Source organism: Amycolatopsis sp. NPDC005961 (genome assembly GCF_040629235.1).
In the GTDB taxonomy this organism is placed as follows: Bacteria; Actinomycetota; Actinomycetes; order Mycobacteriales; family Pseudonocardiaceae; genus Amycolatopsis; species Amycolatopsis camponoti.
The window spans coordinates 23,438-48,915 of the sequence record NZ_JBEXVF010000021.1; the positions used below are offsets into that span (position 1 = coordinate 23,438).

Annotated in this window: 22 protein-coding genes; 17 read left to right on the forward strand and 5 right to left on the reverse strand. The window is 71.1% G+C overall.

Features of this window, described 5'->3' with window-relative positions:
* Window positions 1–12: 12 nt before the first annotated feature.
* Window positions 13–1,389: an OFA family MFS transporter gene (locus tag ABZ342_RS20560; RefSeq protein WP_360475184.1), complete on the forward strand. Its 1,377-nt coding sequence runs from the start codon at window positions 13–15 to the stop codon at window positions 1,387–1,389.
* 31 nt (window positions 1,390–1,420) lie between these two features.
* On the opposite strand, the gene ABZ342_RS20565 is transcribed toward ABZ342_RS20560, so the two are convergent.
* Entirely contained in the window at window positions 1,421–2,158 is a 738-nt protein-coding gene (locus tag ABZ342_RS20565; RefSeq protein WP_155543906.1) for a GntR family transcriptional regulator, read from the reverse strand.
* A 172-nt stretch (window positions 2,159–2,330) separates the two neighbouring features.
* Between ABZ342_RS20565 and ABZ342_RS20570 the strand changes: the two genes are divergently transcribed.
* From ABZ342_RS20570 to ABZ342_RS20635, 14 genes are all read left to right on the forward strand, one after another.
* On the forward strand, window positions 2,331–3,326 hold the full coding sequence (locus ABZ342_RS20570; RefSeq protein ID WP_360475188.1) for a 2-dehydropantoate 2-reductase: 996 nt from the start codon (window positions 2,331–2,333) through the stop codon (window positions 3,324–3,326).
* Between the two features lie 13 nt (window positions 3,327–3,339).
* Complete coding sequence (locus tag ABZ342_RS20575; protein WP_360475191.1) at window positions 3,340–5,259, forward strand: molybdopterin-dependent oxidoreductase; 1,920 nt, start codon at window positions 3,340–3,342, stop codon at window positions 5,257–5,259.
* Window position 5,260: 1 nt separating this feature from the next.
* Window positions 5,261–7,003 carry an NAD(P)H-dependent oxidoreductase subunit E gene (locus ABZ342_RS20580; protein ID WP_360475194.1) on the forward strand — a complete coding sequence of 581 codons (1,743 nt, stop codon included), beginning with the start codon at window positions 5,261–5,263 and terminating at the stop codon, window positions 7,001–7,003.
* The gene (locus tag ABZ342_RS20585; RefSeq protein ID WP_155543910.1) at window positions 7,000–7,857 is read left to right on the forward strand and encodes a 2Fe-2S iron-sulfur cluster-binding protein; all 858 of its coding nucleotides are present in this window, start codon (window positions 7,000–7,002) and stop codon (window positions 7,855–7,857) included. Before ABZ342_RS20580 ends, ABZ342_RS20585 begins: the two co-directional genes overlap by 4 nt.
* Window positions 7,858–8,013: 156 nt before the next feature.
* Complete coding sequence (locus ABZ342_RS20590) at window positions 8,014–8,826, forward strand: TIM barrel protein (RefSeq protein ID WP_360475197.1); 813 nt, start codon at window positions 8,014–8,016, stop codon at window positions 8,824–8,826.
* On the forward strand, window positions 8,823–9,710 hold the full coding sequence (locus tag ABZ342_RS20595) for a 2-hydroxy-3-oxopropionate reductase (protein WP_360475200.1): 888 nt from the start codon (window positions 8,823–8,825) through the stop codon (window positions 9,708–9,710). The genes ABZ342_RS20590 and ABZ342_RS20595 overlap by 4 nt, the downstream gene beginning before the upstream one ends.
* A gap of 1 nt (window position 9,711) precedes the next feature.
* Window positions 9,712–11,400: a glyoxylate carboligase gene (gene gcl / locus ABZ342_RS20600; protein WP_360475203.1), complete on the forward strand. Its 1,689-nt coding sequence runs from the start codon at window positions 9,712–9,714 to the stop codon at window positions 11,398–11,400.
* Between the two features lie 193 nt (window positions 11,401–11,593).
* Complete coding sequence (locus tag ABZ342_RS20605) at window positions 11,594–12,463, forward strand: FAD binding domain-containing protein (protein WP_360475206.1); 870 nt, start codon at window positions 11,594–11,596, stop codon at window positions 12,461–12,463.
* Entirely contained in the window at window positions 12,454–12,924 is a 471-nt protein-coding gene (locus ABZ342_RS20610; protein WP_360475209.1) for a (2Fe-2S)-binding protein, read from the forward strand. The genes ABZ342_RS20605 and ABZ342_RS20610 overlap by 10 nt, the downstream gene beginning before the upstream one ends.
* A complete protein-coding gene (gene pucD, locus ABZ342_RS20615; RefSeq protein ID WP_360475212.1) occupies window positions 12,921–15,212 on the forward strand; it encodes a xanthine dehydrogenase subunit D in 2,292 nt (763 codons plus the stop codon). Before ABZ342_RS20610 ends, pucD begins: the two co-directional genes overlap by 4 nt.
* A gap of 1 nt (window position 15,213) precedes the next feature.
* Window positions 15,214–15,696 (forward strand): nucleoside deaminase, encoded by a 483-nt coding sequence (locus ABZ342_RS20620; RefSeq protein WP_360475215.1) that lies wholly within the window; start codon window positions 15,214–15,216, stop codon window positions 15,694–15,696.
* Between the two features lie 124 nt (window positions 15,697–15,820).
* Window positions 15,821–17,266 (forward strand): NCS2 family permease, encoded by a 1,446-nt coding sequence (locus tag ABZ342_RS20625; protein ID WP_360475218.1) that lies wholly within the window; start codon window positions 15,821–15,823, stop codon window positions 17,264–17,266.
* A gap of 9 nt (window positions 17,267–17,275) precedes the next feature.
* A complete protein-coding gene (locus tag ABZ342_RS20630) occupies window positions 17,276–17,653 on the forward strand; it encodes a gamma-glutamylcyclotransferase (RefSeq protein ID WP_360475221.1) in 378 nt (125 codons plus the stop codon).
* Entirely contained in the window at window positions 17,650–18,756 is a 1,107-nt protein-coding gene (locus ABZ342_RS20635) for a glycerate kinase (protein ID WP_360475224.1), read from the forward strand. The genes ABZ342_RS20630 and ABZ342_RS20635 overlap by 4 nt, the downstream gene beginning before the upstream one ends.
* On the opposite strand, the gene ABZ342_RS20640 is transcribed toward ABZ342_RS20635, so the two are convergent.
* Window positions 18,735–19,727 carry an aldo/keto reductase gene (locus ABZ342_RS20640; protein WP_360475227.1) on the reverse strand — a complete coding sequence of 331 codons (993 nt, stop codon included), beginning with the start codon at window positions 19,725–19,727 and terminating at the stop codon, window positions 18,735–18,737. The genes ABZ342_RS20635 and ABZ342_RS20640 overlap by 22 nt on opposite strands.
* Window positions 19,728–19,814: 87 nt before the next feature.
* Here ABZ342_RS20640 and ABZ342_RS20645 point away from each other — a divergent pair, with 87 nt between their 5' ends.
* Together ABZ342_RS20645 and ABZ342_RS20650 are read left to right on the forward strand one after the other, a co-directional pair.
* Entirely contained in the window at window positions 19,815–20,510 is a 696-nt protein-coding gene (locus ABZ342_RS20645; RefSeq protein ID WP_360475230.1) for a TetR/AcrR family transcriptional regulator, read from the forward strand.
* A 253-nt stretch (window positions 20,511–20,763) separates the two neighbouring features.
* The gene (locus ABZ342_RS20650; RefSeq protein WP_360475232.1) at window positions 20,764–22,986 is read left to right on the forward strand and encodes a glycoside hydrolase family 15 protein; all 2,223 of its coding nucleotides are present in this window, start codon (window positions 20,764–20,766) and stop codon (window positions 22,984–22,986) included.
* Here ABZ342_RS20650 and ABZ342_RS20655 read toward each other — a convergent pair.
* Genes ABZ342_RS20655 through ABZ342_RS20665 form a run of 3 tightly spaced genes read right to left on the reverse strand, consistent with a single transcriptional unit; the run spans window position 22,974 to window position 25,463 of the window.
* Window positions 22,974–23,843 (reverse strand): hypothetical protein, encoded by an 870-nt coding sequence (locus tag ABZ342_RS20655; RefSeq protein WP_360475235.1) that lies wholly within the window; start codon window positions 23,841–23,843, stop codon window positions 22,974–22,976. The two genes, ABZ342_RS20650 and ABZ342_RS20655, sit on opposite strands and share 13 nt — an antisense overlap.
* Window positions 23,840–25,165 carry a hypothetical protein gene (locus ABZ342_RS20660; protein WP_360475238.1) on the reverse strand — a complete coding sequence of 442 codons (1,326 nt, stop codon included), beginning with the start codon at window positions 25,163–25,165 and terminating at the stop codon, window positions 23,840–23,842. Before ABZ342_RS20660 ends, ABZ342_RS20655 begins: the two co-directional genes overlap by 4 nt.
* Window positions 25,158–25,463, reverse strand: a complete 306-nt coding sequence (locus ABZ342_RS20665) for a DUF6403 family protein (RefSeq protein WP_155543925.1) — start codon at window positions 25,461–25,463, stop codon at window positions 25,158–25,160. The genes ABZ342_RS20660 and ABZ342_RS20665 overlap by 8 nt, the downstream gene beginning before the upstream one ends.
* Window positions 25,464–25,478 lie beyond the last annotated feature (15 nt).

Here is a 25,478-nt window from a genome sequence, read left to right on the forward strand (position 1 = left end):
AAGAGAACTCTTATGACCGCAGCTACGTACCAGGAGATCACTGACGAGAACGGACGGGTTTACCGGATAGGGGAGTCACCGCACGACATCATGGGGCGCTCCCGGAGCTTCATGGTCTGGCTGCCCTGGATCGCCATGATGGCGGTCAGCGTGTTCGAGTACGGCTGGGGCGCCGTCGAAGGCACCCTCGAAGAGAAGTACGGCTGGTCGCTGTCGGACGCGTTCTGGCTGGCCAGCATCTGGGCCGTCTTCCAGGCCGGGGTCGCGTTCCCGGCCGGGCGGCTCCGCGAGAAGAACATCGTGTCGGCGAAGACGGCGATGCTCTTCGGCGCGGTGTGCAGCGGCATCGGCTACTTCACCATCGCGCACAGCGGGAACCTGACGCTGGCGTTCATCGGGTACTCGGTCCTCGGCGGCACCGGCGCCGGGCTCGTGTACGCGACCTGCATCAACATGGTCGGCAAGTGGTACCCGGAGAAGCGCGGGGCGCGGACCGGGTTCGTGAACGGTGGCTTCGCCTACGGTTCGGTGCCGTTCATCTACCTGTTCAGCGCGTTCCTCGGGCACGAGAACGTCACCGGGGTGCTCGACGGGATCGGCCTCTACATGCTGATCGTCGTCGGAGTCTGCGGGTTCCTGTTCAAGGACCCGCCGAAGAGCTGGTGGCCGAAGGAGGTCGACCCGCTGACCTGGGCCAAGAACAAGGCCGGGGTCAAGAGCCTGGCCAAGAACCCGCCCGCGGTCCGGCAGTTCACGCCGATGGAGGCGATCCGGACGGGCATGCTCCCGCTGATGTGGGTGAGCCTGGTGATCATCGGCGGCGTCTCGCTGTTCGGCATCAACTTCCAGGTGCCGTTCGCCAAGGAAAGCCACTTCGGCGCGTTCGTCGCGGCTTCCTCGGCCGGCGTGCTGGCGATCGTGAACGGTACCGGCCGGGCGGTCGTCGGCTGGGCGTCGGACAAGATCGGGCGCAGGCAGACGCTGACGCTGGTGCTGGTGATCGCGGCGCTGGCCCAGTTCGGCGTGCTGTACGCGGGGAACACGCACAACCTGTTCCTGTTCATGGCGTTCGCGTTCCTGACCGGGTTCGGCGGCGGCGCCTTCTACCCGCTGTTCGCCTCGCTGGTGCCGGACTACTTCGGCGAGAACAACAACGCGTCGAACTACGGCCTGGTCTACAGCGCGAAACTGGTCGGCGGCGTCGGCGGCGGCGGGCTCGCCGCGGGCGTCATCAGTGCGTGGGGCTACACCGGCGCGTACATCCTCGCCGGGTGCATCGCGCTGCTTTCGGCGGTGCTGACGCTGTTCCTGCGCCAGCCGGGACGGCCGCGCCACCAGCTCGCGGAAACCGAGCTGGTGGCGCGTCCTTCCGCCACTGCGGGCGGCTGATCCGGTTACCCGCTCCCCGGTCCTGCTGTCATCAGGATCGGGGAGCCTCCGGACGTTCGTGGTAGGCCTGGCGGGTCCGTTCGGTGTGCCTGGCCATGATCTCCTCCGCGGCTTCGGCATTCCCGTACGAGATCGCGTTGATCAGCTCGTCGTGCTCGTTCCACGCGTCCTTTCCGCGCGGGCGGGCGATCGGCGTGTAGTACCAGCGGACCCGGCGGTCGACGAGGCCGATCAGCTCCGCGAGAACCGCGTTCCCCGAGAGCTGCGTGATAAACGCGTGGAGGGCGGCGTTGGCGGCGACCAGGCCCTCGGTGTCCTCGGCCTTCAGGGCCGTGATGCCCGCCTTCTGCAGCTCCCAGAGCCGTTCGACGTCGTCGGCCGTCGCATTGGCGGCGGCGAGCTTCGCGGAGTGCGTCTCCAGCACGCTGCGGACGCTCAGCAGCTGGTCGGCTTCTTCGTCGGTCGGCAGGTGCACGAACGCGCCCTGCGCGGGGCGGAGGTCGACCCAGCCCTCGCTCTGCAGGCGCTGCAGTGCTTCGCGGACGGGCTGCCGGCTGACGCCCAGGTACTCGGCCAGGTCGGCCTCGACCAGGTGCTGCCCGGGTTCGAGGGTGCGGTTGATGATCAGCTCGGCGAGGGCCTCGTAGACGACCTGGCGCAGCGGGGCGGGCCGTTCGACGCGCTTGGCGGCGGTCGAGCTGAGCGAGCCCTTGGCCGTGCGGCGGCCGGACGGGCCGCGGTCTTGGAGCGGGGAAGCGGGCTGGCTCACGGGGCACCTCGAGACGGAGAGGAACGCGACGATCTGTGATCAGGATACAGGTTTTGGTATGCAAAATCCCGAACTGTCACCCGGCTGGGAGTTTTGCCACGCCCTCTGGCTTCGCTTCTGAATCCAGGATACTGTATGCAATCACGTGCTGGACCGAAGTGGGAGGCACATCATGAAGGTGGCAGTTCTCGGAGCCGGGGCGATCGGTGCCTACGTCGGAGCCGCGCTGCACCGCGGCGGGACCGAGGTGCACCTGATCGCCCGGCGGGCCCACCTCGCCGCGATGCGCGAGCGCGGCGTCCGCGTGCTCAGCCCGCGCGGCGACTTCACCGCGCACCCGCACGTCACGGACGACCCGGCCGAAGTCGGCCCGGTGGACTTCGTCTTCCTCGGCCTGAAGGCCAACTCCTACGCCTCGTGCGCACCGCTCCTCGCCCCGCTGCTCGGCCCGGACACCGCAGTCGTGGCCGCGCAGAACGGCATCCCGTGGTGGTACTTCCACGGCCTGACGGGACATCCGCTCGAAGGGCACCGCGTCGAGACCGTCGACCCGGGCGGCTCGGTCACCGCGGTGCTGGAGCTGCGACGCGCGATCGGCTGCGTCGTCTACTGCTCCACGGTCATCGAGGAACCGGGCGTGATCCGGCACCTGGAGGGCACCCGGTTCTCCCTCGGCGAGCCGGACGGCGAGATCTCCGCGCGGTGCAAGGTGCTCAGCGCGGCCATGATCGCCGGCGGGCTCAAGGCGCCGGTCGAACCGCGGCTGCGCGACGACATCTGGATCAAGCTGATGGGCAACGTCGCCTTCAACCCGCTCTCGGCGCTGACCCGGGCGACCATGGCCCAGATGTGCGAGCACGACGACACGCGCGCGCTCGTCGCCACGATGATGACCGAGACGCTCGCCATCGCCCGCGCGGCGGGCAGCGACCCCGGCGTTTCGGTGGAGAAGCGCATCGACGGCGCCTGGCGCGTCGGCCACCACAAGACGTCGATGCTGCAGGACCTCGAAGCGGGCAAGCCGCTCGAGATCGACGCGATCATCGGCGCGGTCGTGGAGCTGGCCGGTCTCACCGGCGTGCCCGCGCCGGCGCTGCGGCACGTCCACGCCGCCATCTCGCTGCTCGACCACACCAGCAACCCGCCCGTCCCCGTCGGGGCGCACTGACCCGGAGGTGCCCGTGAAGCGCAAGAAGACCGAGCCGTACGTCCGGCTCACCCAGCCCCTCGTGCGCGACTCCGGTGTGCTGCGGCCGGCGACCTGGGAGGAGGCCCTCGACCGGGCCGCCGCCGGGATCCGCCGGACGCTGGAGAGCAAGGGGCCCGAGGCGTTCGGGATGTTCTCGTGCGCCCGCGCGACCAACGAGATGAACTTCGTCGCGCAGAAGTTCACCCGCGCGGTGATCGGCACGAACAACGTCGACTCGTGCAACCGCACGTGTCACGCGCCGAGCGTCGCCGGGCTGGCCCGGGTGTTCGACAGCGGCGGCGGGACGTCGTCGTACCAGGAGATCGAGGACGCCGACGTCATCGTCGTCTGGGGCGGCAACCCCCGCGAGGCGCACCCGATCTTCTTCCAGCACGTGCTCAAGGCGGTCCACAAGGGAGCGAAGCTCTTCGTCGTCGACCCGCGCCGGACGAGCACCGCGAGCTGGGCGCACCGGCAGCTGCAGCTCGTGGTCGGCACCGACATCCCGCTGGCCCACGCGGTCGCCCGCGAGATCATCCACTCCGGACTCGCCAACACGACGTTCATCGAGCGCGCCACCGAGGGGTTCGCCGAGTTCGCGGCCTCGGTCGAGCCGTGGACCCTGGAGGTCGCGGAGAAGACCACCGGCGTGCCCGCCGAGCTGATCCGCGAGCTGGCCCACGCCTACGCCCGCGCCGACCGCGGGCAGCTGTCGTGGACCCTCGGCATCACCGAGCACCACAACGGCACCGACAACGTCCTCGCGTTGATCAACCTCGCGCTGCTGGCCGGGCAGGTCGGCCGCTACGGCGCCGGGCTGAACCCGCTGCGCGGGCAGAACAACGTCCAGGGCGGCGGCGACATGGGCGCCATCCCCGACCGCCTGCCGGGTTTCCAGGACGTCCTCGACGCGGACGTCCGCGCCAAGTTCGACGCCGCGTGGGGCTCGTCGATCCCGGCGGACAAGGGCCTCAACCTCACGCAGATGCTCGACGCGATGGAACGCGGCGACCTGACCTGCGTGTACATCATCGGCGAGAACCCGGTGCAGTCCGAAGCGGACTGCGAGCACACGGTCAAGCGGCTGTCCAATGTGGACCACCTCGTGGTGCAGGACATCTTCCTCACGAAGACGGCGCAGCTGGCCGACGTCGTGCTGCCGGCGTCGGCGGCCTGGTGCGAGAGCGACGGCACGTTCACCAACTCCGAACGCCGGGTGCAGCGCGTCCGCAAGGCCCTCGAACCGCCGGCGGGCGCGCGGGACGACATCGAGCTGCTGTCCGAGCTGGCGCGCCGGCTCGGCCACGACTGGCACCACACCGGCGGCCAGGAGGTCTGGGACGAGCTGCGCTCGTTGTCCCCGATGCACGCCGGGATGTCCTACGCGCGGCTGGAAGAGCTGGGCGGTATCCAGTGGCCGTGCTACACCGAGGACACGCTCGAGCCGACGTTCCTGCACGGGCGCCTGTGGGCCGACGACCCGGCCGAGCGCGGCCGCCCGGCGCCGTTCACGGTGCTCGAGCACAGCCCGCCGGTCGACCTGCTCACCGAGGAGTTCCCGATCCGCCTCACCACCGGGCGGCGCCTGGACTCCTACAACACCGGCGTCCAGTCCGGCGGGTTCCCCTCGCCGCTGCGGCAGGGCGAGACCCTGGACCTGTGCCCGGAAGACGCGCGGTCGCTCGGGGTCGAGCCCGAGGAGCTGGTCCGGATCTCCTCGCGGCGTGGCGAGATCGTCGCGCCGGTCCGGCTCGACACCGGGCTCAAGCCGGGCCTGGCGTTCATGACGTTCCACTTCCCGGACGAGGTCGACGTCAACGTCATCACCATCGAGGCGACCTGCCCGATCGCCGGCACCGCGGAGTACAAGGCCGCGGCCATCCGGGTGGACAAGCTGCCGGTGGAGGTCTGAGGTGGATCTCAAGCTCCTCGACGCCGTTGCCACCCGCGAGGAACGCGAGGCCGTCGCCGGGTTCGCCGGCGGCGGGCGAGACCGGCTGCTGCCCGCCCTGCACGCGGTCAACGACCGGGTCGGCTGGATCAGCCAGGGCGCGCTCAACCTCATCTGCGAGGCGCTGCACGTGCCGCCCGCCGACGCGTACGGCGTGGCCAGCTTCTATTCGCTGTTCGCGCTGGAGGAGCGCCCGGAACGGGTGGTGCACGTGTGCACCGACCTGGCCTGCCGGCTCAAGGGCGCGGACACCGTGTGCGACGTCCTCACCGAGCACGTCGGCGCCGCGGGGAAGGCGCGCGGCGGGGTCACGTGGCTGCGCAGCCCGTGCCTCGGCGTCTGCGAACGAGCCCCCGCGGCGCTGACGTTCCAAGCCGGCGACCCGGCGACCACGGAGCTGCTCGCCCCGGCGACCGGCGCGTCGGCCGTCCTGGCCGCGCAGCGGGAACCAGCGGGCGAAGGCTCGGCGCCGATCATCCACCAGAAGGACGGCTTGCGGCTGCTGCGGCGGGTGGGCGTGGTCGATCCGTCCAGTGTGGACGACTACCGCGCGGCCGGTGGTTACGCCGCCCTGCGCAACGCCCTGCGGATGGGCGAGGCCGCGGTGCTCCGCGAGGTCACCGACTCCGGGCTGCTGGGGCGCGGCGGGGCGGCGTTCCCGACCGGGCGCAAGTGGGCGGCCACGGCCGCGCAGCCCGCCGGGCCGCACTACCTGGTGTGCAACGCCGACGAGAGCGAACCCGGCACGTTCAAGGACCGGGTGTTGCTCGAAGGCGACCCGTTCGCGCTGGTGGAGTCGATGACGATCGCCGCGTTCGCCATCGGCGCCCGGCAGGGTTACGTCTACCTGCGCGGTGAGTACCCGCGGGCGCTGCGGCTGCTCCGGAACGCGATCGACGTGGCTCGGGAGCGCGGGTTCCTCGGCGCGGACATCATGGGCCAGGAGGGGTTCTCGTTCGACATCGAGATCCGCCGCGGCGCGGGTGCCTACATCTGCGGCGAGGAGACCGCGATCTTCAACTCGATCGAAGGCTTCCGCGGGGAACCGCGCACGAAACCGCCGTTCCCGGTCGAGAAGGGGTTGTTCGGCAAGCCGACGGTCGTCAACAACGTCGAGACGCTGGTCAACGTGCCGTTGATCCTCACCGAGGGGGCGGCCGCGTACCGGTCCATCGGCACGGAGGCGTCGGCCGGGCCGAAGCTGTTCTGCGTGTCCGGGAACGTCGAACGGCCGGGTGTGTACGAAGTGCCGTTCGGGACGACTCTGCGGGAACTGGTGGCACTGGCCGGGGGAGTACCCGAGGGCCGCTCGCTGCGCGCGATCCTGCTGGGCGGCGCGGCGGGCGGGTTCGTCCGGCCGGACGAGCTGGACCTGCCACTGACCTTCGAGGACGCACGGGCGGCGAAGACGACGCTCGGCTCGGGCGTCGTCCTGGTGCTCGACGACCTGGCCGACCTCGGCGGCTTCCTGCTGCGGATCGCGGAGTTCTTCCGCGACGAATCGTGCGGGCAGTGCGTCCCGTGCCGGATCGGGACGGTCCGGCAGGAGGAGGCGATCCGGCGGGTCCTCGCGGCCGGCACGGAGGAGCGGCCACTGCTCCGGGAAGTGGGCGGAGTCATGCGCGACTCGTCGATCTGCGGGCTCGGCCAGACCGCGTGGAACGCCATCGAATCGGCCATCGACCGGTTGGGAGCGCTGCAATGACCATTGTGGACATCGGAATCCCGAAGCGGCTGGTCGAGTTCACTGTGGACGGTGAAAAGGTCCGAGTGCCGGAGGGCTCGACGATCCTCGACGCCTGCACGGCGGCGGGCAAGGACATCCCGACCCTCTGCTACGGCGACACCCTCGAACCGGCGAACGCCTGCCGCGTTTGCATGGTCGAAGTCGAAGGCTCGCGGACGCTGGTGCCGTCCTGCTCACGCAAGGCCGAACCGGGCATGGTGGTGCGCACCGACTCCGAGCGGACGCGCACGAGCCGCAAAGTGGTCCTCGAACTCCTGGCCTCGGCGACGGATCTGTCGACCACGCCGGGCGTCGCGGAGTGGATCGCGGAGACCGGCGCCGATCCGGACCGCTTCGGCCCCGACGCGGCCACCGTGGCGCAACCGGCGCTGGTGGACAACGAGCTGTACGTCCGGGACTACGAGAAGTGCATCCTCTGCTACAAATGCGTCGACGCGTGCGGCGACCAGTGGCAGAACTCGTTCGCCATCAGCGTGGCCGGCCGGGGGTTCGACGCGCGGATCTCGACGGAGTTCTCGAACCCGTTGCCGGACAGCGCGTGCGTGTACTGCGGCAACTGCGTCGAGGTGTGCCCGACGGGCGCGCTCAGCTTCAAGCGCGAGTACGACAAGCGCGAGGACGGCACCTGGGACGAGTCCCGCCAGACGGCGACCACGACCGTCTGCACGTTCTGCGGGGTCGGCTGCAACCTGACACTGCACGTCCAGGACAACGAGATCGTCAAGGTGACCTCGCCGCACGAAAGCTCGGTGACGCACGGGAACCTCTGCATCAAGGGCCGGTTCGGCTGGCAGCACGTCCAGAACAAGTAGCGGCACCCTCGCGCCGAGGCGCCGTGGCTCGACGAGCTGCGGCGCCTTCGTCGTCTCCGCGCGCCGGTGGCCCCGCGCCCGTTGACCCCGGGCCCGCTGAGCAGCTATTCTCGATATGCGAAAGAAAAATTCCGGATAGTGAAATTTGAGGTCGCGATGCCAGAAGAGGGGCACTCCCTGCCGTACGTCGCCAACCTGTCGATCCTGTTCAAGGAGGTACCGCTGCTCGAGCGCGCGGCCGCCGCGCGGGAGGCCGGGTTCACCGACGTCGAGTACTGGTGGCCGTTCGACACCGCGGTCCCCGCGCGCGACGAGGTCGACGCGTTCGTGCGAAGCCTGGACGGCGTCCGCCTGCGCGGGCTGAACTTCTACGCCGGCGACATGGCGGCGGGGGAGCGGGGCCTGGTGTCGTGGATCGGCCGCGAGGCCGAGTTCGCCGACAGCCTCGTCGTCGCGCTCGGCATCGCCGAACGCACCGGCTGCCGCAGCTTCAACGCGCTCTACGGCAACCGGCTCGACGGCGAAGACCCCGCCAAGCAGGACGAACTCGCCCGCGTACACCTCGCGACGGCCGCCGAGGCCGCCGCGAAGATCGGCGCGCAGCTGGTCCTCGAACCGCTCTCCGGCGCGGACCGCTACCCGCTCAAGACCGCCGCGGACGCCGTGGCCGTGCTCGACGACCTCGGGCGCGACAACGTGCGGCTGCTGGCCGACCTGTACCACCTGGCAGTCAACGGCGACGACCTGGACGCACTGGCGACGACGTACATCGCCCGGATCGGGCACGTGCAGATCGCCGACGCACCCGGGCGCCACCAGCCCGGCACCGGCTCGCTGGACCTCGACGGCCACCTCGCGAGGCTGCAGAACGCGGGTTACGACGGGTTCGTCGGGATCGAGTACGTCCCGGAGCCCGACACCCTCACGTCGCTGAACTGGCTGCCGATCACCCGAAGGGGACGAGCATGAAACTGGGATTCATCGGACTGGGCGTGATGGGCGCCCCGATGGCCGCGCACCTGGTCGCGGCCGGGCACGACGTCAGCGGCTACGACGTCCACGCCGCCGCGGGGGAGAAGCTGCAGGCCGCCGGCGGGCGCGCCGCCACGAGCGTGGCCGACGCGGTGGCCGGGGCGGACGTCGTGATCACGATGTTGCCGAACCACCCGCAGGTCGAGGAGGTCGTGCTGGCCGCGGGCGGCGTGCTCGACACGGCCGAGCCCGGCACACTCCTGATCGACATGAGCACGATCCGGCCCGAGACGTCGATCGCCGTCGCGGAAGCCGCGCGGGACAAGAAGATCCGCGTCCTGGACGCCCCCGTGTCCGGTGGGCAGGCCGGTGCCGAGCAGGCGTCGCTGTCCATCATGGTCGGCGGTTCCGAAGAGGACTTCGAGGCCGCGAAGCCGGTGTTCGACGCGCTCGGCAAGACCGTCGTGCACGTCGGCCCGCACGGCGCCGGCCAGGTCGTGAAGGCCGCCAACCAGCTCGTCGTGGGCGGGATCTACGGCCTCGTCGCCGAGGCGATCGTGCTGCTGGAGGCGTCCGGTGTGGACGCTCTGACCGGGCTCGACGTCCTCGCCGGCGGCCTCGCGGGCAGCCGGATCCTCGAGCTCAAGCGCAAGTCCATGGTGGAGCGCCAGTTCGCGCCCGGGTTCCGGATCGACCTGCACCACAAGGACATGGGGATCGCGCTGGCCGCCGCCCGGCAGGCCGACGTCGCGCTCCCGCTCACCGGGCTGGTCGCCCAGCTCGTCGCCGCCGGCCGCGCCATGGGCCACGGCTCCCTGGACCACTCGGCCTTGCTGAAGGTCGTCGAACAGTTGTCGGGCCGCGTCCCGGCGGAGGTGTGACATGCCCAGAATCCCCGCCATGCAAGCGGTCGTCGACGTCCTGGAGAGCGAAGGCGTCGACACCGTCTTCGGCTGCCCCGGCGCCGCCATCCTCCCGCTGTATAACGCCCTACAAGGCCGGGCGATCGAGCACCTGATCGTCCGCCACGAAGAGGGCGCGACGCACATGGCCGACGGCTGGGCCCGGACGAACGGCAATGTCGGCGTCGTGATCGGCACGTCCGGCCCGGCCGGGACGAACATGATCACCGGGCTCTACACCGCGCACGCGGACTCGATCCCGATGATCTGCATCACCGGCCAGGCCGCCACGAACAAGCTGCACCAGGAGGCCTTCCAGGCCGTCGACATCGTCGAGATCGCCAAGCCGGTCACGAAGTGGGCGGTGCAGGTCAAGGAGGCCGCGCAGCTGCCGTGGATCTTCCGCGAAGCCTTCCGGGTGGCCCGGTCCGGCCGCCCGGGCCCGGTCCTCATCGACCTCCCCATCGACGTCCAGAAGCAGGACATCGAGTGGGACTCCTCGATCGACTCGCCGCTGCCGGTGACGGCGGTGAAGCCCGCGTCCGCGCGGGTCGAGCGGGCCCTCGACCTGCTCCTGGCGGCCGAACGACCGCTGATCCTCGCCGGCGGCGGGGTCATCCTCGGCGAGGCCGGCGAGCGGCTGCGGGCCGCGGCCAAGCGCCTGGACGTCCCGGTCCAGGTGACGCTGATGGGCAAGGGGAGCTTCCCCGAGGACCACGAGCTGTTCGCCGGGATGGCCGGGATCCAGACGTCGCAGCGCTGGGCGAACGCGGCCTTCCTGGAGTCGGACCTGGTGCTGGCGCTGGGCGCGCGGTTCGGCGACCGGCACACCGGTGAGCTGTCGGTGTACCGGGGCGAGCGGAAGTTCATCCACGTCGACATCGAGCCCACCCAGCTGGGCAAGGTGTTCGGCCCCGACCTCGGGATCGTCTCGGACACGGGCGAGTTCCTCGACGCGCTGCTGACGGCGCTGGACGCACGTGAGGTGACGCCGCGTCGGGAGTGGGTCGGGCGCATCGCGGAGCTGAAGGAAGCGCTTCCCCGGCGCGACGACTTCGACACCCTGCCGATCAAGGCGCCGCGGGTCTTCAAGGAGATCAACGAAACCTTCGGCGAGGACACGTACTTCGTCACCGCGATCGGGCTCTACCAGATCTGGTCGGGCCAGTTCCAGAAGGCGCACAAGCCGCGGCACTACCAGGTCTGCGGCCAGGCCGGCCCGCTCGGCTGGGAGATCCCCGCCGCGATCGGCGTCAAGAAGGCCCGCCCGGAGGCCGAAGTCGTCGGTGTGGTCGGCGACTACTCGTTCCAGTTCCTCGTCGAGGAGCTGGCGGTCGCCGCCCAGTACGACGTCGGGTTCGTGCTGATCATGCTCAACAACGAGTACCTCGGCCTGATCCGCCAGGCCGAGACCGGGTACGACATGAACTTCGAGGTCGACATCCACTACGACGCGAACGGCACGGACAACGTCAAGATCATGGAGGCCTACGGCTGCTCCGGCACCCGCGTGCACGAGCCGGCCGAGATCCGGACGTCGCTCGAATGGGCCCGCAAGGAGGCCGAGCGCACCAGCCGCCCGGTCCTGGTCGAGATCATGATCGAGCGCGAGGGCAACGCCGCGATGGGTGCCGCTCTCGACGCCGTGAAGGAGTTCGAGCCCGCGTAACACCCGCGTGACCACGGCCGCCGCACGAGACCTGACCTCGTGCGGCGGCCTTTCCGCGTGCTCGATCAAGCGGTTGTCGGAAAGTACAAACGAGGGCCGTAAATTCACCCTTCTTTCAGGGGTTTTGCCGTGGTCCCGGCCACACCTCAGCGTGTGTACTTCTTCACGAAGCAGCCCCGAAAGGACGTCCACAGTGGAATTCCTCCGACCCGCCACGCTGGCCGACGCGCTCGCCGCGAAGGCCGCGAGCCCCGGTGCGGTCCCGATCGCCGGCGGCACGGACGTGATGGTCGAGCTCAACTTCGACCACCGCCGCCCCGGCGCCCTGCTCGACCTCGGCCGCGTCGCCGAGCTGCACGAGCACGGCACCGACGACGGCCGGATCCGCCTCGGCGCCGCCGTGCCCTACACCCGGATCATCACCGAACTGGGCGCGAAGCTGCCCGGTCTCGCGATGGCGTCGCGGACCGTCGGGTCCCCGCAGATCCGCAACCGCGGTTCCGTGGGGGGCAATCTGGGCGCAGCTTCGCCCGCGGGCGACTCGCACCCGGCGCTCCTGGCCGCCGACGCCGAGGTCGAAATCGCCTCGGTCCGCGGCACCCGGATCGTCGCGGCGAAGGACTTCTACGTCGGGGTGAAGAAGAACATCCTGGAGCCCGACGAGCTGATCACGTCCGTGCTGCTGGCCCCGGCCACCGGGCCGCAGCAGTTCAGCAAGATCGGCACCCGCAACGCCATGGTCATCGCCGTCGCCGCCTTCGGGCTGGCGCTGCACCCCGCCGAACAACGCGTCGGCACCGGCGTCGGCTCGGCCGCTCCCACCCCGCGCCGGGCTTTCGAAGCCGAAGAGTTCCTGGCCGGGGAGCTGGACTGGGAGTCGCCGCGGGCGTTGACGGACTCGGTGAAGCGCCGCTTCGGCGACCTGGTCGCCGGGGCCGCGTCCCCGATCGACGACGTGCGGGGGAGCGCGGCCTACCGGCGCCACGCCTTGGGCGTCATGGCGCGCAGGACCTTGACCTGGGCCTGGGGCGAATACTGCGAAGGGAGCGCGAAGTGCGCGTGAACGTCACCGTCAACGGCGAGCACCGCCGGGCGGACAACGTCTGGGAAGGCGAGAGCCTGCTCTACCTCCTGCGCGAGCGGCTCGGCCTCCCGGGCTCGAAGAACGCCTGTGAACAGGGCGAATGCGGCTCGTGCACGGTCTACGTGGACGGCGTCCCGGCGTGCGCGTGCCTGGTCGCGGCCGGCCAGGCCGAGGGCCGCGACGTCGTCACGGTCGAGGGGCTCGCTTCCGGAGACGACCTGGACCCGGTGCAGGAGTCGTTCGTCGAGCAGGGCGCCGTCCAGTGTGGCTTCTGCACGCCCGGCCTGCTGGTCGCGGCGCACGACCTGATCGAGCGCGTCCCGGACCCGAGCGACGTCGAGATCCGCGAGGCCCTCGCCGGGAACCTGTGCCGCTGCACCGGCTACGAGAAGATCCTCGACGCCGTCCGCGACGCGGCCGCGAAGAAGGCCGTCCGATGAGCGCCCCGGCCCGCTCCCCGCAGGAGCTGCACGACACGATCGCCGGCGGCATCGGCGAAAGCCCACTGCGCCCGGACGGCACGCTCAAGGTCCGCGGCGAATTCGCCTACTCCTCCGACCTGTGGCACGAGGACATGCTGTGGGGCGCCACCCTGCGCAGCCCGCACCCGCACGCCCGGATCGTCCGCCTCGACGTCTCCCGCGCGCTGGCCCAGCCGGGCGTGCACGCGGTGCTGACGCACGAGGACGTACCCGGCGAGAACGTCTACGGCCTCAAGTACCAGGACACGCCGGCGCTGGCCGCGGACCTGGTGCGCTACCAGGGCGAGCCGATCGCCATTCTGGCCGCCGACCACCCGGAGATCGCGCGGCAGGCGCTCAAGGAGATCGTCGTCGAGTACGACGTCCTCGAGCCGATCACCGACCCCGAGCGCGCCGCCCACGACGACACCCTGCCGAAGCTGCACCCGGACGGGAACCTCGTCCGCCACCAGCGGATCGTCAAGGGCGACCCGGCGGCCACCGCGGACGTCGTCGTGTCCGGCGTCTACGAGATCGGCATGCAGGACCAGGCGTTCCTCGGGCCCGAATCCGGGCTCGCGGTGCCGGCCGAGGACGGCGGCGTCGACCTCTACCTGGCCACCCAGTGGCTGCACGTCGACCAGCGCCAGACGGCGAAGGCCCTCGGTCTCCCGCTGGACAAGGTGCGGCTGACGCTGTCCGGTGTCGGCGGCGCGTTCGGCGGCCGTGAGGACCTGTCCATGCAGATCCACTCGTGCATGCTCGCGCTGCGCACCGGGCGTCCGGTGAAGATGAGCTACAACCGCCTCGAGTCGTTCTTCGGGCACGTGCACCGCCACCCGGCGAAGATGTACTACGAGCACGGCGCCACCCGCGACGGGAAGCTCGTCTACGTGCGGGCGAAGATGTACTTCGACGGTGGCGCGTACGCGTCCAAGACCCCGGTCGTGGTGGGCAACGGCACCACGCTCAGCGTCGGCCCCTACGACGTGCCGAACGCGCACATCGAGGGCTGGGGCGTCTACACGAACAACCCGACCTGCGGCGCGATGCGCGGCCTGGGCGCGGTCCAGCCGACGTACGCCTACGAGTCCCAAATGGACAAGCTCGCGTCCGCTTTGGACATGGATCCGGCGGAGCTGCGGATCCTGAACGCGATGAGCGAAGGGTCCACTGTGGTCACCGGCCAGGTGGTGGACTTCCCGGCGCCGGTCGCCGAGCTGGTCCAGCGCGTTCGCGACCTGCCGCTGCCGCCCGAGCCGACCGGCGAACGCGACATCCGCGAGCTGCCGGGCGGTGCGTCCAACACCACCCACGGCGAAGGCGTCGTCCGCGGCGTCGGCTATGGCGTGACGATCAAGAACATCTCCTACGCCGAGGGCCTCGACGACTACTCGACCGCCCGCGTGCGGCTGGAGGTGCTCGGCGGCGAAGCGGTGGCGATGGTGCACACCGCGGCGGCGGAGGTCGGCCAGGGGCTCGTCACCCTGCAGCAGCAGATCGCCCGCACCGAGCTGGGCCTGACCCGGGTGAGCGTGCACCCGGCCGACACGAGCGTCGGCGACGCGGGCTCCAGCTCGGCGTCGCGCCAGACCTACGTCACCGGCGGCGCGGTCCGCAACGCCTGCCTCGCGGTCGCCGAGGCGGTGTACGCGCGGCTCGGAGTGTCGCCCGAAGGTATGTCGCTGACCGGCGGCAAGGTCGTCGCGGCCGACGGCGAAGTCGTCGCCGACCTGGCCGAACTGCTGGGGGACACCGCGATCGAGGAGACCCGCGAGTTCCACCACCGGCCGACCTACCCCCTGGACCCGGAGACCGGGCAGGGCGACGCCCACGTCCAGTACGGCTTCTCGGCCCACCGCGCGGTCGTCGACGTCGACCTGGACCTGGGCCTGGTCAAGGTCGTGCAGCTGGACTGCGCCCAGGACGTCGGCAAGGCGATGAACCCCGACGCCGTCGTCGCCCAGATCCAGGGCGGCTCGGCGCAGGGCCTCGGCCTGGCCGTGATGGAGGAGATCCTGGTCAAGGACGGCAAGGTGCGGAACCCGTCGTTCACCGACTACCTCATCCCGACCATCCTGGACATGCCGCCGATGCGCGTCGACGTCCTCGAGCGGCCCGACCCGCACGCGCCCTACGGCGTCCGCGGCGTCGGCGAGCCGCCCACGATCTCCGCGACCCCGGCGATCGCCAACGCCATCCGCGCGGCCACCGGCCTCGAGCTGCCGCGCGTCCCCATCCGTCCCGAACACATCACTGGAGTCTGAGATGACCACGTCGATTTCCGTCGAGCAGGAGTGGCTCGACCAGGCCATCCGCATCGCGGAGACCAACGTCGCGAACGGCGGCGGCCCCTTCGGCGCGCTGATCGTGAAGGACGGCGAGATCGTCTCGACCGGCGTCAACCGCGTCACCGCGAACCTCGACCCGACCGCGCACGCCGAGGTCGTCGCGATCCGCGCGGCCTGCCAGGCGCTCGGCACGTTCAAGCTCGACGGCTGCGTGCTCGTGTCCAGCTGCGAGCCGTGCCCGATGTGCCTGTCGTCGGCGCTGTGGGCGCGCGTCGACAAGGTCCTCTTCGCCGCCGACCGCGACGACGCGGCCAAGGCCGGTTTCGACGACCGCGCCTTCTACGAACTCTTCGACCGTCCTCGTGACACGTGGACCGTTCCCGTGACGCGACTGTCCGCAAAGGACGGATTCGCGCCGTTCGCGGCCTGGCTCGACAAGAGCGACCGCACCGACTACTGACCCACCGCTTACTGACCCACAAGGCCAGCTGACCGGAGCACAACCGAATCGAACGTCCCGCTCGCCCAGGCACGGCGCTGTGCCTCGGCCTGGCCGAGCACACCCACCGGCAAGGGCAGGACGCATGACCCAGACCGAAGTCCCCACCCCCGTAGTCGAAGAAGTACCCGAACAACGCCGATCCCTCCTGGACAGGCTCTTCGAGCTGCGGGCCCGGCAGAGCACGGTCGGCCGTGAGGTCCGCGGCGGCGTCACGACGTTCGTCGCGATGGCCTACATCGTGCTGCTCAACCCGCTCATCCTCGGCGCTTCCGCCGACATCACCGGCGCCCGGCTGTCGGCCGCACAGGTGACCACCGCGACCGCGCTCGCCGCCGCGGTGATGACCATCCTCATGGGGGTCGTCGGCAACGCGCCCCTCGCGCTGGCCGCCGGCCTCGGCATCAACGGCATCGTCGCGTTCCAGATGGCGCCGTCGATGACGTGGGCGCAGGCGTTCGGGCTGGTCGTGCTCGAAGGCGTGTGCATCGTGCTGATGGCGGTCAGCGGCGTCCGCGAGCGGATCATGAACGCCATCCCGCGGCCCCTCAAGATGGCGATCACCGTCGGGATCGGGCTCTACATCGCCCTGGTCGGGCTGGTCAGCGCCGGGTTCGTGACCCGGATGCCGGACGCGGCGCAGACCACGGTCCCGGTGCGCCTCGGGGCGAGCGGGCACCTGCACGGCTGGCCGATCGTCGTGTTCTGCTTCGGCCTGCTGCTGATGATCGTGCTGATGGCCCGGAAGGTCCCGGGCGCGGTGCTGATCAGCATCGGCGTGTCGACGGTGCTCGCGGTGGTGCTGCACGAGGGGTTCGGCGTCGGCGGCTGGGGTCTCACCACCCCCGCACTGCCCGACCACGTCGTCGCCGCCCCGGACTTCGGGCTCTTCGGTCACATCGACCTGTTCGGCGGGTTCGCGTCGGCGGGCGCGCTCGCGGCCACGGTGTTCCTGTTCACGCTGGTGCTGTCCGGGTTCTTCGACGCCATGGGCACGATCACCAGCGTTTCGGACGAAGCCGGGCTGTCGAAGAACGGCAAGGTGCCGCGGATGGGCCGGATCCTGCTGGTCGACGGCGCGGGCGCGATCGCGGGCGGCGTCACGGGGTCCTCACCGAACACGGTGTTCCTGGAGTCCGCGGCCGGCGTCGGCGAAGGCGCCCGGACGGGCCTCGCGAGCGTGGTCACCGGCCTGCTGTTCGCCGGGACGCTGCTGTTCACGCCGCTCGCCGGCGTGGTCCCGGCCCAGGCCGCGGCGCCCGCACTGGTGGTCATCGGCGGCATGATGGTCGCGCAGTGCCGCAACATCCCCTGGAACGACCCGGACTACACGATCCCGGTGTTCCTCACCGCGGCCCTGATCCCGTTCACCTATTCGATCACCAACGGCGTCGGCGCCGGCCTGATCGCGTTCGTGCTGATCAAGATCGGCCGCGGCAAGTGGCGCGAAGCCGGTTGGCTGTTGTCGTTGCTGGCGCTGGTGTTCGCGGTGTACTTCGCCGTCGACGGCGTCGAAGCCCTCTTCCGCTAAGGAGTTCCGGTGACCCTGATGTTCTTCAACGGCGGCGCCATGCGCGGCGAACCCCTGCACCACCTCCTGGAGGGTGCGCCCTTCGTCGCGGAGGCGAAGACCGCGCCGAAGTACCGGTTCTACGCGGTCGGCGACCAGTGCCCGGCGCTGTACCCGGTGTCGCACGGCGGCGCGGCGGTGGTCGGCGAGGTGTACGACGTCTCGCTGGACGACCTGCGGGACAAGGTGCTCCCGTCCGAACCGCACGAGCTGGAGCTGGGCGTGGTGGAGCTGGCCGACGGCAGTTCGGCGTTCGCGATGCTGCTGCGGCGGCCTTACACCTCGCACGTGGCCCTGCGGGACATCACCGAGGTCGGCGACTGGCGGGCGTACAAGGCGAGCGCGTGAAGGTCCTGGTCGCGCCGGACAAGTTCAAGGGGTCGCTGACCGCGGCCGAGGTGGCGTCGGCGGTGGCTTCCGGCCTCGCCGACGTCCACCCCGGCCTCGCGGTGCGGGCCCTGCCGGTGGCCGACGGCGGCGACGGCACGGTCGACGCCGCTGTCGCCGCCGGGTTCCGCCGCGTCCGGGTCCCGGCGCGGGGCCCGACCGGCGAGCCGGTGACGGCGTCCTACGCGGTGCGAGGCGACACCGCCGTCGTCGAGTTGGCGGAGGCGTCCGGGCTGCACCGGCTGCCGGGAGCCCTCGCACCGCTCACCGCGACCAGCGCCGGCACCGGCGACGTGCTCGCCGCCGCGGTGCGGGCGGGCTGCCGCCGGATCGTGCTCGGTGTCGGCGGCAGCGCGTGCACCGACGGCGGCGCGGGAATGCTGGCCGCGCTGGGTGCGCGGCTCCTGGACGCCGCCGGGCAGGACCTCCCGCCCGGCGGCGAAGCGTTGTCCCGGCTCGCTTCGGTGGATCTGTCCCGTGTGGACCTGTCCGGAGTGGACATCGAGCTGGCGAGCGACGTCGACAACCCGCTGTACGGGCCGCACGGGGCAGCGTCCGTCTACGGGCCGCAGAAGGGCGCGTCCCCTGACGACGTCGAGACCCTCGACGCGGCGTTACGGCACTGGGCTTCCCAGGTGGGGCCGGAGTTCGCCGCGAAGCCCGGCGCGGGCGCCGCCGGGGGAGTGGGCTTCGCCGCGATGGCCGTGCTGGGCGTCCGGATGCGTCCGGGCATCGAGCTGCTGCTCGACCTGCTCGGGTTCGACGCGGCCTTGTCCGGAGTCGCGCTGGTCGTCACCGGCGAAGGTTCACTGGACCGGCAGACGCTGTCCGGCAAGGCCCCGGCGGGGGTGGCCCGGGCCGCGGCGGCCAGGGGCATCCCGTGCGTCGCGGTGGCCGGCCGCAGCCGGCTGTCCTCCGGGGAACTGGCCGAAGCGGGCATCTCGGCCGCGTACGCCCTGACCGATCTCGAACCGGACCCGGCGCGGTGCATGGCGGAGGCGGCGCCGCTGCTGCGCCGCCTCGCCCACCGCGTGGCGATCGACTACTTTTCGCTGTCCAGATGATCGAGCAGGGCGGCGGCGTAGCGATCGCCCGACGCGGCCCCGGCCGGGACGGCGGCCTCGATTTCCGCCAGGTCACCGGGCGTGAGTGCCAGGTCCGCGCCCAGCGACTCGGCGAGCCGGGCGCGAGTGCGGGCGCCGACGAGCGGGACGATGTCCGCACCCTGCGCGGCGACCCACCCGATGGCGAGCTGCGCGGTGGTGACGCCCTTGCCGGCGGCGAGCTTGCCGAGGGCGTCGGTCAGGGCCAGGTTGTGCTCGAGGTTCTCGCCCTGGAACCGTGGGCTGTGGCCGCGGAAGTCACCGGCGGTCAGCTCCCGCGACGGCGTCCAGTGCCCGCTGAGCAGGCCACGCGAGAGGACGCCGTACGCGGTGACGCCGATGCCCAGCTCGCGGGCGGCCGGCAGGATGTCCGCCTCGATCCCGCGTGAGAGCAGCGAGTACTCGATCTGCAGATCGGAGATCGGGTGCACGGCGGCGGCGCGGCGCAGAGTGTCGGCGCCGACCTCGGACAGGCCGATATGCCGGATGTAGCCGGCCCGGACCAGCTCGGCCAGCGCCCCGACCTGGTCTTCGACCGGCACGGCGGGGTCGAGCCGGGCCGGCCGGTAGACATCGATGTGGTCGGTGCCGAGCCGCCGCAGGCTGTAGGCGAGGAACGTCTTGACGGCCTCCGGACGGCTGTCGTTGCCGAGCCAGGCCCCGTCAGGGCCGCGCAGCGCCCCGAACTTGACGCTGATCACGGCCTTGTCCCGGTTGCGGCCGCGCAGGGCGTCCCGCAGCAGCATTTCGTTGTGGCCCATGCCGTAGAAGTCACCGGTGTCGAGCAGGGTGACGCCGCTGTCGAGGGCGGCATGGATGGTGGCGACCGACTCGGTCTCCTCAGCCGGGCCGTACAGATCGGACATACCCATCAGGCCAAGCCCGAGGGCGCTGACGGCCGGACCGGTCCGGCCGAGGGTGCGGGTGTGCATGGAGTTCTCCCTGTTTCCGTCGTTACCCGATCGAACGTATCACCGATACCCAACGACTGCTACTGAAAATTTGTTACCATCGGAACCATGGCAACGAAGACGGCAACGGACACCCGCGAGCGCATCCTCGAAGCAGCGGCGGCGCTCCTGGTGGCAGAGGGGCGCGACGGCCTCTCGACCCGTGCGGTGAGCGCGGCGGCAGGTGTCCAGCCGCCGGCGTTGTATCGCCTCTTCGGAGACAAGGACGGCCTGCTCGACGCGGTGGCGGCGTACGGGTTCGACGAGTACCTGACGAGCAAGCGCGAGCTGGGCTCGACGGGCGACGCGGTCGAAGACCTCCGCCGAGGCTGGAACCTCCACGTCGAGTTCGGGCTGTCGCGCCCAGAGTTCTACGTGCTGATGTACGGCGACGCACGCCCAGGCCGAACGTCACCGGCCGCCCGCGAGGCGGAGGCGATGCTGCGAAGCATCGTCGAGCGCGTCGCGGAGGCGGGCCGCCTGAGGGTGAGCGTGGAGCGCGCGGCCCGGCTGGTCCACGCGACGGGCATGGGAGTGGTGCTGAACCTGATCGCCACCCCGGAGCAGGACCGCGACCCAGAGCTGTCGGCAATGGCAAGAGAAACGGTACTGACCCGAATCCTCACCGACGCAGAGGAGCCGGCGGGGTCAGACCTGCCCCAACACGCGATAGCACTGCGCGCAGGTCTCGAAGGAGCGGAGTCGCTGACCAAGGCAGAGCGCGTACTGCTGGAGGAGTGGCTGAACCGCATAGCGAACGCGTAACCCGCACCCAGGACACCCAGACCCTCCCGCAACCCCGATCCGAAGCCAGAACACGGCCGGCAACGCCGGGTCAAGGCATCTTTCCCGCCTTGACGCGGTGCTGCCGGCCGTAGTGACAATCGGGCGTCGGGGTGGCGGAGACGACGACACATCTGCATCGATCCAGCCCGATCGGACATTGCCTGTCATCCCCCAAGGCCCCAATATGTTGCCGCCCACAACATATTAACGACAAAGCCGTCGGAGGGTCCCGATGATCAGGTGGAAAGCACTGTTGGCCTGCGCCGGAGCGGGAGTCCTGCTATCCGGCGCCCTACCCGCCACAGCCCAGGCCACAGGCACAGCCACAGACTGCTGCGGCAGCGGAGCATCCTGGGCCACGGGCAACAAGTCAGCCCTCGGCACGTCAACGACAACAACGAGCCCGCTCTGGTTCACCGTCGCGGACGGCGTGACATCCGAAGTCTTCTACCCCCGAGCCGACGTCCCCAACATGCAGGACATGCAGTTCGTCATCACGGACGGCAGCACGTTCGTGGACCTGGAGCGAGACGCCACGAACCACGTGGTGACCATGCCCGACGAGAAGGCCCTCCAGTACACGGTCACGAACACGGCGAAGAGCGGCAAGTACCGCATCACCACCGACTACGTGACCGACCCATCCCGCCCCACCCTCATGAGAAACACCCGCTTCGAATCCCTGGACGGCGGAAGCTACCGGCTGTACCTCCTGGCCAACCCCTCCATGGCCGGCGGAGGAGCGAACGACAACGCCTGGTGGGACGGCACCGGCCTCCTGTCCAGCGGCACGGAAACACTGTTCGGCGGCACAGCCACGACAGTGGTCTCAGCGCTACGAGTCTCAACCGGCTTCACAGCGCACGACAACGGCTACAGCGGCGCGGCGAGCGACTGCCTGACCGACCTGCGAGCCGACAAGAACCTGAACAACCAGTTCGACAACATCTCCGGCCCCGGCAACGTAGTCCAGTGTGGACAGATCCCGGTCGGCACGGACACGACGTTCACGACAGCGTTGGGCTACGGTGCCACGACGGCGGCCGCGACATCGGCCGCGACCGGATCGCTGAGCAGCGGCTTCTCCACCACAGCGACGTCCTACCGCCAGGGCTGGAACTCCTACGTGGCCTCCCTGAAACCCGCCCCCGCCAGCGTTTCGAGCGACACGCAACGCCGCCGCGCCTACTACGTCGCAGCGATGGCCCTCAAGACAGCGGAAGACAAACAGCACCCGGGCGCGAGCGTCGCGGGCCTGGCCACACCCTGGGGCAACTTCACGAACGGCGACCAGCTCAACGACGGCTACCACCGCGTCTGGGGCCGCGACCTCTACCAGCAGGCAACGGGTCTCCTGGCCGCCGGCGACAGCGCCCAGGCCAAGCGAATGGCCCAGTTCCTCTGGAACTCCCAGTGGATCGGCAGCCCGACCGCGGGCGACGGCATGACGTACCCGGCGGGCTCCTTCCCTCGCTACAGCCCGGTTTCCGGCGTGGCGGGAGCCAGCGCTCAGCAACTCGGCTGCTGCGAACAGCTCGACCAGGACGCCGACGCGATCCTGCTGGCCTGGCTGACCGGCCTCACGGACGCCTCGACGTACGCCAAGGTCAAGACGACGGCGAACCACATCGTCGCGACCGGCCCGGACACCACCGAACGCTGGGAAGAGCAGTACGGCAAGTCACCGTCGTCGGTGGCCGCCGAGATCGCCGGGCTGATCGCCGCGGGCGCCCTCGCCCGAGCGAACGGCGACACCGCGAGCGCGACGACGTGGGAGTCCACAGCGGACTCCTGGCGCACCTCCCTGGCCGGCTGGACCGTGACGACGTCCGGCTACTGGGGCGGCCACACGTACTACGAACGCCTCGACCGCGCGGGCAACCCCAACGACGGCTCGACGATCTGCTTCGACGAAGGCTGCTTCTACGAACACGACGTGACCGACTTCGGTTTCCTCGACCTGGTCCGGCTCGGCATCCGCCCCGCGAACGACGCGACGATCGCGAACTCGGTCGCCCCGACCGCGGCGGCGTCCGACGGCAACTCGGCGATGCAGGTGACGACGCCCAACGGCGACGTCTACTTCCACCGCTACCCGCACGACAACTACGGCGAGAGCACCTCGACCTGCAACGGCTGGCCGGCGGGCGGGGCGCAGCGGTTCGGGCGGCTGTGGCCGGTGCTGTCGGGGGAGCGCGGCCAGTACGAGCTGGCCAACGGCCGCTCGGCGGCGGTGTACCTCAAGTCGATGGCGGATTCGGCCAACGACGGCTACTTCGTGCCCGAGCAGGTCTGGGACCGTGCCGACGTCGGCTGCTTCGGCCTGGGCCGCCCGACCGGCAGCGCGGGCCCGCTGATGTGGGCCGAGGGCCAGTACCTGCGGCTCGCGCAGAGCATGGACGCTGGCCGCAACCTCGACACGCCGTCGATAGTCCAGGCCCGCTATCCCTTCTGATGGGCCAGTTTGCGGGCCCGGGTCAGCAGCTTCTCGACCCGGGCCCGCAGCTCCGGGGTCTCGTGGCCGAGGTCCGGCAGCAGCTTCGTGTAGTCCGCCACCAGACTCCGGTAGCTCCGGGCGAACTCGCTGCGGCCCCGCTGCCGGGCGTAGCGCTGGTCCAGGTCGATGATCCGCTGGGCCAGCACGGCCGCGGCCGCCGCCAGCTTGGTCCGCTCGTCGGCTTCGGCCGCACGGCGTTCGCCGCGCGACACCGCCGCCCGGCCGGCGCGGCGGGCCGCGAGGTAGAGCGCCAGCGAGCCCAGCACGACGGCCGCGACCGCGGCCGCGGCGACCAGGTACCGCGGGAGCGACGGGCTGACCGTGCGGCTGCCGTCCGGGATCGCGCCGGACTTCACCAGCAGGTCGTAGTTGACGACGATGACCTTCAGCGCGTCGACCGGGTTCCCGGCGAAGCCGTCGATGCCGTTGCCGATCATCGACTCCGCGACGAAGGCCTTGCCGAAGTTCTCGTCGTCACCGCCGGGGAGCCGCGAACAGCCGTACTTCTCGAAGTCGTCCCCGTCGCGGCTGAGCATCACGGCGAGGGTGCCGTCGACCGCGCCGCCCAGGCTGTCGCACGCGTCGCCCAGGTCGGCGCCCGGCTCGAGGAACGCCACGACCAGGCGCCGGTTGCCGATCACGCGTTCCGCGGCCGGCTGGTCGAGCGTGACCCCGGGCGCGACGTACACCGACGCCGACCTCAGCTGCTTGGCGATCGGCCCGTCGAACACCCCGGCCGACCACACCGCCCAGCCCGCCAGCACGAGGCAGCCGAGCACCGCGACCCCGAACGCGGAGCCGAAGAACCGCTTCACACGAGCCTCCCTTGCAGGAACTCGGCCGGCCGGTACTCCGGGCGGCCGAGCAACCCGGCGGTGCTGTCCAGTTCGGACTCGGCCGCGTCGAGCAGGCCGTGGACGTGCCGGTCGGGCAGCTTCCCGGTGAACGCCTCCCTGGCCGCCGTCAGCTGGGTGATCCCGCGGGTCAGTGCCGCGGCGGACGCGCCGTCGGTGAGTCCCGAGATCTCGACCGCGAGCGCGGTCAGCCCGGCCAGCCGCGCCGGCACGCCGACCCCGGTGGGCCGCGGCGGCCGCACCATCCGGCGGGCCGACAGCGCGAGGAACCCGACCGCGCACGCGGCGAACAGCCACGGCAGCGCGGGAAGGGCGACGCGGAGCGGGTCGAACGGGGTGTAGGGCAGCGGGCGGTCGAACAGCCCGGCGTAGCGGATGGCCGTGACCCGGTCGAGCCAGGCGCCCAGGACGTTGCGCTGCGGGTAGGCGTACGTGCTGAGCCGGTCGGCGAACTGGCCGTAGAAGCTCGCGGTCACGACGTCGGAGAAGGCGGCGGCCGACGGTCCGTCGTACTCCACCCACTGGCCGTACAGCGCCACGATCGGCCGGCCGGGGAACTCCTTCGCCAGCGCGGGTCCGAAGTGGACGAGCGGCTGACCGGCCGGCTGCTGCGGCAGCGCGACGTACAGCGGCCGCGCGCCGGGGAACGCCGTGGTCGTCGCCGGCGGGTCTTTCAGCGTCGCGCCCGGCGCGATGAACCGGCCGGAGCTGCGCAGCTGCGCGGTGACGTCGGCCAGTTCGGCGGCGGTCGGGTCGCGGCGGGCGAGCGCGGGCTGGTCGGGGGCGTCCGGCCGGTGGCCGAGGTGCGCGGCCAGGGTGGTCAGCGACTCCGTGACGTCGCCGGTGGCGAACTCGTGGATCCACTCGGCCGCACGGTCGGGCGAGACCTGCAGCGCCCCGCCGGTGACCTCGGTGCCGATGACCTGGACGGTCGCGGCATCGACGTCTTTGATCCGCGTACGGGCGTCTTTCGGGAGGCCGGGCGGGGCGACGATCACCCGGACTCCGGCGCTGCCGGCCGCGGCCCGCACGGCCTGCTCGTCCCAGGTCGCGATCGCGCCGGGCAGCCGGACGACGGGGGAGTCCTTGACCATCGCGGTCAGCTGCTCGGCCGAGGGCACGGTCGCGCCGCTCAGCTCGCCCGCCGCACCTTCCGGGATCGGGTCCTTCGCGGCGGGCGCCTGGCCGTAGCTGACGTCGGTGCTCTGCTGCTGCACGAGGAGGAATGTCACGAGGACGGCGCCGGCGACGGCGAGGAGCGCCCAGCGGATCCGGTCAACCACGGGCGGCCGCCCGCCAGAGCGCGTCGGCGCGGCGCGCGTGGTCCTCGGCGGTCCGGGCCGCGCGCTCGCCACCGTGCGCGGCCGCGATCGTCTCGGCCCGGGTCAGCAGCTCCTCGGCTTCCGGCTGGGGACCGGCCGCGGCGTCCCGGCTCACCGCGGCGGTGTCGATCGCCGCCCGCGCGGCCGACCAGGCGGTCCGGCGGCGCACGTCCCGCTCCCGCCACCGGGGCACGGCGACCGCCGCGAACCCGGCGACGACGATCACCACCGCGGCGAGCACCCACACCACCCACGTCATCCCGGCCACCTCCGA